General features: G+C 56.8%; 8 protein-coding genes and 1 pseudogene. 4 read left to right on the top strand and 5 right to left on the bottom strand.

Features of this window, described 5'->3' with window-relative positions; all coding sequences use genetic code 11:
* On the top strand, window positions 1-760 hold a 760-nt coding region (locus AC1DZP_RS34720; RefSeq protein ID WP_477308699.1), incomplete at its 5' end, for a VCBS domain-containing protein.
* A gap of 98 nt (window positions 761-858) precedes the next feature.
* On the opposite strand, the pseudogene AC1DZP_RS34715 reads toward AC1DZP_RS34720, so the two are convergent.
* A pseudogene (locus AC1DZP_RS34715) lies at window positions 859-1,048 on the bottom strand (transposase domain-containing protein); the annotation flags it as partial.
* 671 nt (window positions 1,049-1,719) lie between these two features.
* Window positions 1,720-2,751, bottom strand: a complete 1,032-nt coding sequence (locus AC1DZP_RS34710; protein ID WP_477308697.1) for a GlxA family transcriptional regulator — start codon at window positions 2,749-2,751, stop codon at window positions 1,720-1,722.
* 85 nt (window positions 2,752-2,836) lie between these two features.
* On the opposite strand from AC1DZP_RS34710, the gene AC1DZP_RS34705 reads away from it, so the two are divergent.
* A complete protein-coding gene (locus AC1DZP_RS34705; RefSeq protein ID WP_477308695.1) occupies window positions 2,837-4,243 on the top strand; it encodes an FAD-binding oxidoreductase in 1,407 nt (468 codons plus the stop codon).
* A 3,847-nt stretch (window positions 4,244-8,090) separates the two neighbouring features.
* Here the strand turns inward: AC1DZP_RS34705 and AC1DZP_RS34700 are convergent.
* Together AC1DZP_RS34700 and AC1DZP_RS34695 are read right to left on the bottom strand one after the other, a co-directional pair.
* A complete protein-coding gene (locus tag AC1DZP_RS34700; protein WP_477308693.1) occupies window positions 8,091-8,876 on the bottom strand; it encodes a hypothetical protein in 786 nt (261 codons plus the stop codon).
* A 402-nt stretch (window positions 8,877-9,278) separates the two neighbouring features.
* The gene (locus tag AC1DZP_RS34695; protein ID WP_477308691.1) at window positions 9,279-10,115 is read right to left on the bottom strand and encodes a hypothetical protein; all 837 of its coding nucleotides are present in this window, start codon (window positions 10,113-10,115) and stop codon (window positions 9,279-9,281) included.
* A gap of 780 nt (window positions 10,116-10,895) precedes the next feature.
* On the opposite strand from AC1DZP_RS34695, the gene AC1DZP_RS34690 reads away from it, so the two are divergent.
* Window positions 10,896-11,318 carry an MBL fold metallo-hydrolase gene (locus tag AC1DZP_RS34690; protein WP_477308689.1) on the top strand — a complete coding sequence of 141 codons (423 nt, stop codon included), beginning with the start codon at window positions 10,896-10,898 and terminating at the stop codon, window positions 11,316-11,318.
* 219 nt (window positions 11,319-11,537) lie between these two features.
* Here AC1DZP_RS34690 and AC1DZP_RS34685 read toward each other — a convergent pair whose 3' ends face one another.
* Complete coding sequence (locus AC1DZP_RS34685; protein WP_477308687.1) at window positions 11,538-12,200, bottom strand: hypothetical protein; 663 nt, start codon at window positions 12,198-12,200, stop codon at window positions 11,538-11,540.
* Window positions 12,201-12,285: 85 nt separating this feature from the next.
* Between AC1DZP_RS34685 and AC1DZP_RS34680 the strand changes: the two genes are divergently transcribed.
* On the top strand, window positions 12,286-13,652 hold a 1,367-nt coding region (locus tag AC1DZP_RS34680; protein WP_477308685.1), incomplete at its 3' end, for an ADP-ribosylglycohydrolase family protein.

The following is a 13,652-nucleotide window of genomic DNA, read 5'->3' as shown; positions in this document are numbered from 1 at the left end:
GGTCGGATCAGCTGTTGTCGGCACCTATGGCGCTCTGACCCTCGGTTCGGACGGCGCCTGGAGCTACGAACGCGACAACAATGATCCCGATACACAACAGCTCGGCCAAGGCCAAGTCGCCTCCGACGTATTCACCTACACGATAACGGATACCCACGACGCTACGGCCACCACTACCTTGACCATCACCATCCACGGCAGCACATCGTCTTCGTCCGGCACATTGGCCTTTGCCAACTTAGCGGACACCGGTTCCTCCAATAGTAACGAGATCACCAGCGATGACAGCTTTGATCTGAGCCTGGCTGGCAATGACGCTGGCACGGTAAGCCATGAAGTCTCGATCAATGGCGGCTCGACCTGGAGTCCGACCACGGTGAGCCAGACCAGCACCGCCGGCAACGCTACGACCTACACCGGCCCGATTAGCGCCGGCGCCGACAGCTTCGATTTCTCGGCCCTCACAGATGGTCCGCATACAATCACCGATTTCTCATCCGGAATAGATTTGTTGAGAGTATCTGCGGCGGGGTTTGGCGGCGGATTGGTGGCGGGTGGCGCAGTCACTCTTGTCACCGCAGCCGATGCGGCTTCTGCATCGAATGGCGATACAGATGGCTATTTCATTTTCGATGATGATGGAGCCAGCGCTGGAACACTTTACTTCGATGCGACTGGTGAGACAGGAGAGGACGCGATAGCAATTGCCCAGTTCACGGGTCTTCCTTCTTTCCTCTCCTCAGACATAGGCATATTTTAATCCAGCAACCACCGCCATCCGACGGCGACACAACAGTGAACAGTAGCCCTCATGCCGTTTCTGCTTGGGAGCTGGTTCCGGAGGTGCAACTGGCTCCTGGCGCGCTGGGCGGGAGCAGACTGATCCTTCTCTTCCTCGCCCGCGGCCAGTTGCTCGGCTTCCTCAAGACCCAACTGCAGTTGATCCTCGGGAAGAGTCTCAGCCCGTCGGCCGAAGGCCGAAGCGGTGGCGCTGCAATTCCTTGATGACCTGGATCAGCCAGAATTCTCGACATCGCGCCAGGAACATCGCCTTCAGCGCATCCGGATAGTCGGAAAGTGGTCAGCCGACCTCTTATCGCGCCGAGGGAGTTCTCACATGCCCTTTTGGAGGCGACGCGGACGAACTGGTCGCAGTGGCGGGCGACAAAGACGCCCTGACCGGCAAGGCTTCCGACGCAGCTGACCTGTTGACTTCTGGACTGGGCACTTTTCGGTCGACCGGATCCACACTGTGGGTACCATTGCACATGTGATGCTTGGCGATCGCTCATCTGGATCTCGACCGGTTCGACGAGGCCTAGGACTGYATCGGCCAGGCGATGACGGCAATCGAGACCACCGGGGAACGATGGTACGAAGCCGAGGTCCTCCGGGTCGCCGGCGAGATTGCATTGATGTCATGGAAACGGGACAGGGCGAAAGCGGAAATGTTTTTCGATAGGTCGACACGCTCGATCCGAAGGATGCCAAGGCGCTGCTCGACGATTTACATGTCTGACCATCAATTTTGACACAGCCTCTTAGTTCGACCGAACGTAGTCCCTGGTGAGCTTACAACGCAATGGCAGCTCATGGGCGTAAAGCGGCCTGTGGCCTGTGCATTAGCGATTTCCACTTTTGGTGAATGGACGGGACCGTAGGAATGACTGCCATGAGGCGCAAAGCGGAATATGGGTATCGCGCCGCGACGGTCGAGATTCAACCGCGGCTCAGAGCTCGCCGGAGTGCACTGAAACGAATGCGATATTGCGCCGGCGTCAGCCCGACCTTGCGGCGGAAGAGACGCCCGAAAAAACTCGCATCCTCGTAGCCGACTTCATTCGCCACCGCTTCGACCGGGAGATCGCCCGTCTCCAGCATCTGCTTGGCCTGCTCGAGCCTGAGCGCGTGGATGTAGTCGATCGCCTTCATGTCCGTAGCCCTGGCGAAGCGGCGCACGAAGGAGCGCTCGGACAGGCCTGACAACTTTGTCATGGCGGCGACGGGCGAGGGCGTCCGGTAGTTGAGCTCGGCCCATTTCTGGCACCGGTTGATCACCGCGTCGCTGGTCTGGCGAAAGCGCATGAGCGCGGCGAAAGGCTGCTGGCCCATGTCGTGCCACTGCAGCATGTAGACCTTGGCGACCTCCATCGCCTCCTTGAGGCCGACAAAGCGCGCGATGAGATAGAGGGCGAGGTCCTGCCAACTCGAGCCGCCCCCGGCCATGACAACCCGTTGCGCCTCGCCGCTCAGCACAAGCGACTGGTCCGGCTTCACCTTCACGCCGGGATAGTTGTTCGTGAGCGTCTCGACATAGCCCCAGTGAATGGTCGCCTCGCGATTGTCGAGCAGCCCCGCCTCGCCGAGCAGCACCGCGCCAGAGCATGCGCTGGCCAGCATGGCGCCGTCGTCATGCGCACGCTTCAGCCAGGCGGCTTCGGCGTCATACTGCCCGGCGACGCTTTCGCCCGGATTGACGAAGAAATCGGGGATGCAGACGATGTCGGGGCGGGGGCAATCGGAAAGCGCGTGGTCCGGGCGCACCCAGACGCCGTTTGCGGCGCGAAACGCGCTGCCGTCCCCGGCAACCACATAGGGCCGCATGCGCGGCGTACCCGAGGCTCCGCTGGTGATGAACAGGAAATCCCTACCGGGCGAGGAAAACAAGTCGAACATGCCGTAGATCGTGGAGGCGGTGGCCTCCGGAGCGGCAAGGATCGCCACATTTAATGGTCTGGCCTGTTCAACCATGGCAGAAATGACCGCCTTCTAGCATTTTCGACTTTAGCGACCGTGCTCGCGCCGCGCTAGCGTGGTTGAAACGAGGAGACCGCCCATGGCCGCCACCGCTACCCTTGCACAATCGAGCATCGACAGCTTCCGTTCCATCTTGCGCGGCGAGGTGCTGGAGCCGTCGAACCTGTCCTATGACGCGACGCGGGTCGTCTGGAACGGCATGATCGACCGCCGTCCCGCCCTCATCGCGCGCTGCCGGAGTGCTGCCGATGTCCTGGCGTCGGTGAATTTTGGGCGCGAGCATCAGTTGGCGATCGCGATCCGCTCGGGTGGCCACAATGTTGCAGGCTACGCCGTCTGCGACGGCGGGCTGATGATCGACATGTCGCTGATGAAGGGCGTGCGGGTCACGCCCGGCCTCGACCGTGCCTTCGTCGAGGGCGGTGCCACCTGGGCCGATGTCGATGCGGCCACCACCCCGCTTGGCCGCGCCACTCCAGGCGGTCTCATCTCAGCGACGGGCGTTGCCGGCCTGACGCTTTCCGGCGGCATCGGCTGGCTGCGCGGAAGCCACGGCCTCAGCATCGACAATCTGCTGGCCGCCGATCTGGTGACCGCCGATGGCCGCCTCATCCATGCCGACGCGACGCAGAACCCGGATCTCTTCTGGGCGCTGCGCGGCGGCGGCGGCAATTTCGGCGTGGTGACGAGCTTCGAGTTCAAGCTGCACTCGATCGAACCGGAGCTGATGTTGTGCGGTCCGGCCTATCCCGAAGAGCGCGCCAACGAGATCATTCCGCTCTGGCGCGACTTCATGCAGACCGCACCCGACTGCCTGAGCGGCCTGGCCGAGTTCTCCACCCTGCCCGACGATCCCTCCATTCCCGAGCATGCAAGGGGCCGGCGCGTCCTGGCGCTCGCGCATGTCTATGACGGACCGGCCGACGAGGGCGAGCGGGTCGTGGCGCCGTTGCGCAGTTTTGGGGAACCGCTCGTCGATTTCAGCGGCCGCATGCCATATCGCACCATCCAGTCGCTTTATGACGGGCTGTTCCCGAAAGGCCGCGACCGCTGCTACTGGAAATCCACCTACCTCTCGCGCCTCGACGACGAGGTCATCGGGGAGATCACCGTGCGGATGGCGAAGCGGCCCTCCGAAATGACCTTCGCCTCGATCTGGAAGTTCGGCGGGTTCGTCCAGCGCGTTGCAGCCGATGAGACTGCCTTCGGCGACCGCTCCATGTCCTTCATGCTCAGCCTCGACGCCATCTGGCCTGGCGCTGACGAGGACGATGCGAACATCGGCTGGGTTCGCAGCTTCTGGCAGGACATGCAGCGCTACTCGACCGGCCGCCTCTATCTGAACTTCCCCGGCCATGGAGAAGGAGCGGACCTTGTGCGCGACGCTTTGGGAGCCGAAGCCTACGCGAGGCTCGCCAAGATCAAGCACAGGTACGATCCGGACAATCTGTTCCGCCTCAACCAGAACATCCTGCCAATGCACTGACGCACAATCCAAATCGGGCGTGCGGTGGCGACTCTCGTTTCGGCCGAGGTGGCTTTAGTCGCGCCCAGCGTGGTCGCCGCGATGTCCGCTTGCAATCAGTGGCAATCTGTCCGCAATGGCCGAGATTGGGCGCATTGCTGCCGTGCGCAAATCTAGCTTTCTGGTCAATGCGCGCCATACATATGTCCAGCAATCGAGCGTTTCGCAGTCATCAGCTCTGGTTGTAAGGCGATGTCTCGTCTGCGCCAAAACCTCTCTCATCGGAGCGAGCAGTGAACGTCGTGTTCGGGCCGGAGAGATTGTCAGTCTTCGCCGCTAGGATGGTCAAAGGGGACGGTTACTGAAATCGGCCTATACCAGGAGCATCTGAGCGATGATAGGKCATCCGAAGTCGATCATACCACGCTGGTGATTTTGTTTCCCTGGCGACGATAGCCTCGGTTTCATCGTATGCGATGGTCGCACGGCACATTTAGGATCTACGAAGGCAGAGTGAGAACTAGGAAGGAGAGCATGACGCAGGGGATCCTTGGGTTTTAGGTTCCCTATCGTCGATGTTTGAGAAGAAGTCAGAATAGCATTTAGAAAGTTGGAATGAAGGTTGGAAACGAGTTCAACTTTTCCAACTTTCGCGATCAGCGATCTCGAAGATATTTTTAGGATTTCTCTATCGTGTGAGCACTTAAAAAGGGAGCAAGGATTCTTCCCTGCCCCCCTCTCTGGATCCACTCAGCCTTCCGAGGATGGTCGTGTGCAGGATGCTGTGCGGTCAGTCCTTCGGATGCAGACGAGAGACTGACGAACGTACCGGTGAGCAGCGTGACGAGATCTATGCTGTATTCGTTGATATCCTGCGGGACGTTGGCGTCCTCGTTGACGCGGCGCAGCTGGATACAGAACCAGGTATATCCATTTCATCGCCCGGCCGAAGTTTCGGATAGAGGCTTTGCAAGGTTGAGCAGGTCTTTGCGTGCCGTCTCGGAATTCACGCTGTCGACGTTCTGGCCACCGACTTGACGGACGCTCCATCGTGTTGACGGGCGTACCGATCGGCAGGTTGAGGCTGCAGAAAAGGATCCACGGCAGGCCGGTAATGGAACTCGGGTCTGAGAACTGACGTCGTGCAAGGATTCTCATGGTGAGAATACTCCTATTGGTTCATGGGTGATGGTGGTTGGTTGGTTGCGCTATCGTTTGAGCGATCCGCAAACCGAGGAAAGCGATATAGATCAGCTGCCGATCAGATCACTGCCTTTGAGGCAGGCTGCCGTCGTTCTCAATCGCGTTGGGGAGCCCTCCCGAAATTGAACGGTGCAGGACGTGGCCTTGAGCAGTCCAGCTTGAGCAACGTCGTCCGGCTTCCGAAGGGAGATGACGAAGAAGTTAGCAATCTTGGGTGCCATTGCCGGAAATATAGACCCTCGCCATATTTTGAGCTGTCTCACTGAACCCAGGATGTGATGGCAACTCGGATTTCCCAGGGGCGGATCCGGTAGGTTTTAGGAGCGCTTTAGGGGGAACGAAAATCTGGTTCGGCTTAGGTTTGATTGAGGATCGGATGGCTGGAGAGTTCCTCGTTGATCAGGCTTTCCTGCGGCGGTTGGCTGGAAATTCGGCAACAGGTTCCAACGATAGTTGTGCATTTATTGAAGGCGCCTGCGACGGGGAATGATGGTGCCTCCAATGATTTGCTGATGATCCAAGAATTGGAAAGGTTGAAAGGCGCGAAGCGCTGGAACCAAGAGGACCATAGATAGAACCGAGAAGCCGATACGCCCTAGTCCAAAGTTGGTTAGATTGATCGCTGACCGAAGCACTTGAGCAGGGACGGCTCCTTTGGTGACTTCACGCTTGGCATCACCACTGCCGCAGTGTCGGATAATTCTCCTCGCTCGAGCCTCGGAAGCGTAGTGCCGAACCAGAAGGGTAGGGCCGACTTCACTTGCATTGACCGCCGAAGGATGCAGTGCGTCCCCGCCTTCGCTTGGGCGATGCAGGCCGAGGCCTGCATGTGCAGCCCGTTGAACCAAGAAGGTCGACCTGCTGGGCGTCTAATATCCATAGGTTAGATAGCGCCGGGTCCGATGTGTCCGCTTGAATCGAGCGCTTACGACGCTCGGCGGAGGCGCTCGACACTGGTCTATCTACCCAATTTTGAGGCAGGCTGAGGGACTATCTACCCTTTACCGTTCTACGGTCTGTGTCCCAGGAAGCGGCGGCAATGCTTGCCACCCGTGTTGGCTTGCAGTGGTGGTTCATGGTCTTGTCGAGAGGATAGCTCGACGCGAATGGCGAACATCAGAACTGTAACCATGATCGTGCCTCCATTGGTTTATGGTCATCTTGATACAAGATGCCCGAAGGGCGCGAAGCGCCAGAACCAAGGAGAAGAAAACACCTGGAACCAGGAAGAAGACGGGGGGAGGGTGTGATCGTGTGGCCAGAGACACCGGGGGGGGTATTTGAACCAGGGGGATGGCCCCCGGTGTGTATACAGCTGCAGGACATCATTATCAGAAAATCCCTACTGCAAAAAATTATATAATATTTTGCCCAGAACCCGACCCAATAATCTTCATAATGATTATCTAGATAATGGAACCAGAAAGAGGAACCAGGGGCTCCTATGCGAACCAGGTGAGCCGAAGCATCCCGAGGGTAGTGAGCGCAGCGAACGACCGAGGGTAATGCGGCAGGCGAATCCTGGTGAGCATTATGTTGATAATATTAATGAAATAATGTAATCTCGATTATGAACCAGATAACAGAACATAATGATTATATGATAGCCATGCTCTGATTAACTAGATAATATTAACTTAATAATGCTTGAGTGGGCTTTATCCCTAGAGCTGGGTGAATCCTTTAGGATTTACCTATAGCTTCGCCCGTCCGTCGTTTCCTTATCTCCTTTCTTCCAAGGGGAAGGGGATAGGGAACTAGACAGGGGTAGGGTGGGTCACACCGAATCTGAATGTGTCTCTACGGTAGGAAGATAATCCTATATTGTCAAGTCGCCTTGGTTTCCAAGGGCTCCAGAAGAGACCTGTCCATCATTAATGGAAGTTCGGGCGAAGCCAGAAGTCCACGGCGACGCCGATCTCATACCAGTCGAGCTCGTGTGAGCCGGTAAGGAGAGTCGTGGCATTCGATCTCCAGCTCGGTCGGGTTGCCGTCCCCTGTCCGCCATATCGTCACGGGGAGAGTGACGAGTTCGCTGCAGTCTACACGGCAAGGCGAGCTTGTGTACGGCGCCTGGTGCTTTCACGTCGACCGTGTCCAGAAGGCTTCCCCTCTGGAACCAAGGGCACGAACTCCTCTTACCGAGACTTAGGAGTCCATACGAGCCGACTGAGCAGGAAGCATCCGGAGTGTGGTGCGGCGGGGCGGAGGATGATGCGGCGGAGCATCCTGGCTCGGATTATCAGGAATAATGGGCCGGTGATTATCCTGATAATGCCCTTGATAATGAATGGGCTCCCAACCTGATCAGGCGAAAGAACCCTTCTGGATCTGATTATACCTTCGGTCATTCGTTTCTCGCTCACTCACTTACTCGCCAACTAACACCTCGCCAACTTGCACGTTCCCTTCACTCATCACTCGCGCAAGCGTAACTCACTCGCACATCACTCACTCACACATCACCCACTTTCTAGAGCCCCTCCGAATTGGAGGGAGGTGAATAAAAGATGCAGACGGTAGGCCGAAGCGTTTTGCCGCGACGGAAGAGGCCGCTCTAGCTTGCCGCCGAGGGGCGATACCCTGGTGAACTTTCTGGGTCGAAGTCCATAGATCCTCAGTGAAATGTGGGCCGTTCCCTGAATCCGGCTTGGCCCCTGAGTGCTCAGTCTTCGCCGGTGAGATCCAACGGTCGAACCTGAACTTCCGGTGAGACCACGTCCAGGCCCACGAAAGGTGACTTGGTTGGTAACGACCAGGTTGGAGGAACTTTTGGTGAGACCGTGTCCAGGCCCGCAAACGGAAAGGTTGGAGACGACTTGGTAGGAGACGACTGGGCTGGAGGAACTTCCGGCGGGACACCGGCTAGGTCAGGTCCGACATAGTCGGTCGAGGTCAGCGGTGCGCTGCCAGAGGCATACCGGTCCCTGCCGACCTCCGTCTTTCTGGAATCTGCGTCACGGCCGACTTGCGGGCTAACACGCGATGAACTCGATTCCGATGGAACAGCGGTGTCCTCTTCGGAGCCGCTGTTTTCTTGCGGACTAGCGACAAGCAAATAGGGGCCCCTCTCGATCTTCCGAACCTCGTCACGCTTCACCAAGCGAGACAAAGCGTTGTAAACGCTACCGCTACTGCGCTGGAGATGGCCGATAATCTGGCGACTAGTCGCCCCTTTCGTTTGCGTCTGCAAGAACCGCTTAACCTCGTCTTCTATTGGCGAACGCCGCAGATGCTCAGACGGTAGGAGCCCGTCATCTGATGTGCTCACCCGCGACGTCAGCAGATCATCACCTATTAGCTCGCTGGCTCGTTCAGGGCCGATCACCTTGGCGACATCATTGAGCCACGCGTGCGTTTCGGCAGCCCGCTTCTGCAATACGGTGATTTGGGCCTGCCACTGTCGAAGGTCCTTCACGCGCTTTTGAACCTCGTTGACGGTGAGCAACATATCGAAAGTTCTCAACTTTACCTCTTCTCAATCATCGGGGACCTCGTTCGGTCGCGGCTTGTTCATGTATCCACTCGCGTAGCTGCGGCGCGGCAGGCGAAAGGTTGCGTGCACTACTACAGGTCAGGTAGTAGGTTCCTGGAGCTCGAAAAATCAAGTCTGTCAGCCGTACCAGTTCGCCCCGCGCAAGCATTGGCGTGATCATACGATGCCAGCCAATAAGCCACGCCTTGGCATCTCGCTCACTCACTCGGGCTCTCACTCGCCAAACTTCGCTCGCGACACTCACAGTTGGAGGAGGAATAAAGGTCCGCTAGGCAGAGACCAAAGGCGATCCCCGGTGAACTTTCTGGGTCAATTACCATCAGCGATGTGAGCCACTCCCAGCATGTGCTTGGCTCCTCAGTGCTCAGTCTCCGCGGCGAGATCCAGTGGCTGGATTTGAACTTCCGGTGGGGCTGCGGCTGGGTCTGGGCCTGCGAAATTAATGCGCGGAGTTTGAGTGTTAGGCGCGGCTTCGGTTGGATCCCGTGCGAAGATGCTTGGAGTTGGATCCCGTGCGAAGATACTCGGAGTTTGAGTGTTAGGCGCGGCTTCGGCTGGATCCCGTGCGAAGATGCTTGGAGTTGGATCCCGTGCGAAGATGCTTGGAGCTTGAGTGTTAGGCGCGGCTTCGGCTGGGGCGTCCGGATTCAGCTCTGGCGAGCTAAGACGTGCTTCACTCGATTCCGATGAAACAGCGGTCTCCTCTTCGGAGTCGCCGTTTTCATTCGGAGGAGCGACAGGCGAATAATAGCTGCTCCCGAGCTTCCGAAGCTCATGACGCTTCACCAAGCGAGACAACACATTGTAGACGCTGGTGTTATTGCGCTGGACCGCCTCTTGAAACTCCTGGATTTGCAAGAGATGGTCGATAATCTGGCGAGCCGTCGCGCCATTCGTCTGGGTCTTCAAGAACTGCTTAACCTCGTCTCCCATGGGGGAACGCCGCGGATGGGGCTCTGAGGGTAGGATCGCCTCATTTGATGTGCTCACCTGCGCCGGCAGCAGAACGTCACCTATTAGTTGATGGGCTCGTTCAGGACCAATCAACTTGGCGACAAGGTTGAGCCATGCATGCGTTTCGGCCACCTGTTTCTGCAATGAGGTAATCTCGGCTTGCCAGTGTTGGAGGTCATTCATGCGCTTTTGGACCTCAGTGGCGGTGAGTAGCACATCGGAACTGAAAAGAATGGCCATCACGAATCCTTAAAAAAGTCGGGAGACGATTACACCGCCCCGCTCCGCCTCCGCAAGATCGGGAGGAACGCACGTGAGTGCTGCGGAGGTAGGTCGCGAAATGAAGGGGTTCACGAATACGACGCTAACGTGGCTAGTGTGATTATATAGAAAATCCTTCCCGATGGTGTGCGAGATAATCCCACATAATGATTATCTTCATAAGGCGGGGAACGTCTTCCCCTCCCGAGCCAGAAGGGAAGGTCCCAATCGAGCCGGCTGGGCGAGAGCGCAGCGAGCGACAGGTAACGCGGATGGCGAATACTGGCAAACATATGTGAACCAGAGGAGCTGGAGATAATAAATATAACATTATCTCCGTAATCGGGCTGATAATCAGCCCTCTCGAACCTGAGATAATGGTGGTGGATAATCCGCAATATGGACCAAAGATAATGAGAGAGATAATCCAGATAATGACTATTAATATAAGGCCCGGAAAAATAGCGCAGGGTTTTACTATAAAGATTTTTAAATAACCATATTATTGATTATCTTAATAATGGAACCGGAAGGGTGACCAGCTCGCTGGCTCCGGGCCTGCCGATCGCACCCGTAGCGCAAGCGACAGTATGTGGCGCCGTCGCGCGCCGGTGGCCTCACATTGCGCCTCGATCGCGATAGCCCTGCGAGGCTCACATATGACGATGTTCATTTTTGGCAGGCCGCAATCCTCTGAGCGCTCAATCCCGGAGGAAGCCATCTCGAGCGTTTCCTTACTGATCTCAAGGGAAGGCCCGTATGAAAAGGTTCAATTCCGCGGCAAAGTTGGCGGCCATAGTCGCCTTGATTCTGGCCCATCAAGGCCTCGCAAAGGCGCAGATGCCGGCGCAGCAGCCGGAGGCGAAGTCATTCAAACTTGGCGAGTTCGATGTCGTCGCCCTGCATGACGCCCAGTTCGTCAAACCCAATGATGGCAAGACATTCGGGATTGATCATAGTCCGGCTGAAGTCGCCGAGATACTCAAGGCAGCTGCGGCTCCGACCGAAACCATTACGCTGAGCGTCGACGCCTTGCTTGTGAAATCAGAGAAGCATGTCGTGCTTATTGGTGTCGGTGGCGCGCTTCAGGACAGCCTGGCGAAGGCCGGGGTCAAATCCGCTGACGTCAGGGAAATCCTCATTACCCATTCTCACCCCGACGGAAGCGCCGGGGATCGTTGATCGAGTCCATCCTCTGCCGCCTCCAAATGAGAGAAGCTCTTTGATCATCTGTGGAAATTCTAAAGAATTCGGGATGTTCTGACATCAGTTTGCCCCACTTATCCCCTCGCGTATTGCTATTTTCGATGCGCTCTGACCAGTGGGAAAAAATTAGCTTATAGTATCTATACATTACAAATGCTGTTATCGCACCAATAACCTGCCAAACGGCCGGGATTCCTATAGGGGTTTTTCCCAATTAGTTTCATTTTCAAGATAACCCTCCGATTTCAACTTCATTGCCCGTTTCCGCACACTGTCTACTGTCCAACTTTTCCCATTTGCGGTTTTGACCCCTCCTCGGTTCAACGCCTCCGAAATCCGCGTCCAACGTCCCATGCCTTCTGGAGCTTCCATGAGCAGCCTGACTAGTTGTTCATTACAATCTAGTTTGCGGCTTCTCCAAGCGCTTTCCCTCTCTCGCCAATCTTCAAAATGACTTATTGGATCGAATAGCCTTCCGTCCATTATAATTTCGTCAGCCGGAAGCGCTACATACGGGATTTTTCTCTCGAAGATGTAATCCATCAGGTATTTATTTCTACGCCAGCCATATTGGTGTCTGCTATCGACTATGATTAGTTTCGCTTCCTCCTTCTTGCAAAGCCTTTCTGCCGACCTCAGCTCAGCCTGAATGACGATCGTCGCACCGTCAGCCCTCTGATCAAGGTAGACGAACTCACCTACCAAAGAGCCCCTGTGATCTCGAACATAGCGGCGAATTACTTCGCGTTGGTATCGGATGGTTTTGCTCACTTTCGCCGCATCATCCACATCGGCCGGAAGCGAGTTGAAGCCGGCCCAAAAAACCGGCCGAGTCCAATAAAAGCCGACATAATTCATGCGCGATCCTCCCGGAAAAGTCCGACAAAAAAGTGGTTCCTTCCAAAATGTCGTATCATCGGCTCAACATCAACGGGAGAACAATATGAACGAACGACTTAGGATTTCCGAAGTCCCAGCCGGACTTGGCATCATTGGAATCACCCTCGCACCTGGTAAGAGGGGCGTCAGCCACTACGGGGGAGTACATCGCCGAGATCTCAGCGCCGACATGGATGTCATAGCTGCCTGGGGAGCTACCGCCGTCGTGACGTTGATGGAAGATCGCGAAATGAGGGAATGGGAGATTGAAAGCCTCCCCAACGAAGTGCGCCTTCGCCACATGGAATGGCATCATTTGCCGATAATTGATGTCTCTGTTCCCGATGAAAAGTTCGACGCTGAATGGCATTCACACTCGCACCGGCTGCGCGGGCTGCTACAGCGTGGCAATCGGATATTGATACACTGTCGGGGCGGCATTGGCCGCGCTGGCATGATCGCGACGCGGTTGTTGGTTGAGTTCGGCTGCAATCCCGCAGAAGCGTTATCTACAGTTCGCAGGGCGCGTCATCCCAATGCTGTCGAAACCGAGCTACAGGAATTTTGGGTAGCAGCAGGCCAGACGGCACACGATACAACGCCTTCCGGAGAGAGCACGGCTGTGCGAGACCGTGCCATCGGAGCAATGCTCGGGCTGGCCGTCGGAGATGCTGTTGGCGCGGCGCTTGAATTTACGCTGAAGCCCGCATTTGCCGTCCTAGATGATATGGTCGGTGGTGGACCTCACAGGCTGAAGCCAGGCGAATGGACCGATGACACAGCTATGGCCTTGGCTCTTGCGGATAGCCTGGTCTTTGATCCGACCTTGAACGCACGTGATCTGATGGATCGGTTCGTCGATTGGCGCTGGAATGGCACCTACTCCTGCACCGGTCATTGCTTCGATATTGGGATCACTACTGGCGCCGCTCTAAATCGCTATCGCCGCCATGACAATCCATTGGCAGGCGCGGAGCACCCTAGTAACTCGGGAAACGGTGCGTTGATGAGGCTTTCACCAGTTGCGATTCGGCATTGGCAGAACCAGCGAGCGTTGGATAGCGCAGCGGAGCTGCAGACCCGGACAACCCACGGATCGCCGGACACTCTCCATGCATCGAAAGTATTTGCCAGATTGGTGGCCAGCGCAATTCAGGGCCACTCCCTTACCAACCTGCTGACTGGACCGATTGCAGAGGAGGTCACCGGCGGCTTCCGCGGTCTGCATCGTGACGAGATGGAAGGCTCAGGCTATGTGGCAAAATCCCTCCAAGCGGCAATTTGGGCGGTAAACCGGACGACCAGTTTTCGTTCGGCGGTATTGCTCGCGGCCAACTTAGGTGCAGATGCCGACACAACGGCCGCGGTCGCTGGCCAGCTTGCAGGAGCCATCTATGGCTGCTCAGGTATCCCCAAAGAGTCCCCAAAGAG

The sequence above is a fragment of the Mesorhizobium sp. P2_F8 genome (assembly GCF_056403655.1).
This window is presented reverse-complemented; position numbering and strand designations above follow the sequence as displayed.

Coding starts and splice junctions, on each gene's coding strand:
- AC1DZP_RS34700 (WP_477308693.1), bottom strand. CDS start 8,876: ATGTTGCTCACCGTCAACGAGGTTCAAAAGCGCGTGAAGGACCTTCGA.
- AC1DZP_RS34695 (WP_477308691.1), bottom strand. CDS start 10,115: ATGGCCATTCTTTTCAGTTCCGATGTGCTACTCACCGCCACTGAGGTC.
- AC1DZP_RS34710 (WP_477308697.1), bottom strand. CDS start 2,751: ATGGTTGAACAGGCCAGACCATTAAATGTGGCGATCCTTGCCGCTCCG.
- AC1DZP_RS34690 (WP_477308689.1), top strand. CDS start 10,896: ATGAAAAGGTTCAATTCCGCGGCAAAGTTGGCGGCCATAGTCGCCTTG.
- AC1DZP_RS34685 (WP_477308687.1), bottom strand. CDS start 12,200: ATGAATTATGTCGGCTTTTATTGGACTCGGCCGGTTTTTTGGGCCGGC.
- AC1DZP_RS34705 (WP_477308695.1), top strand. CDS start 2,837: ATGGCCGCCACCGCTACCCTTGCACAATCGAGCATCGACAGCTTCCGT.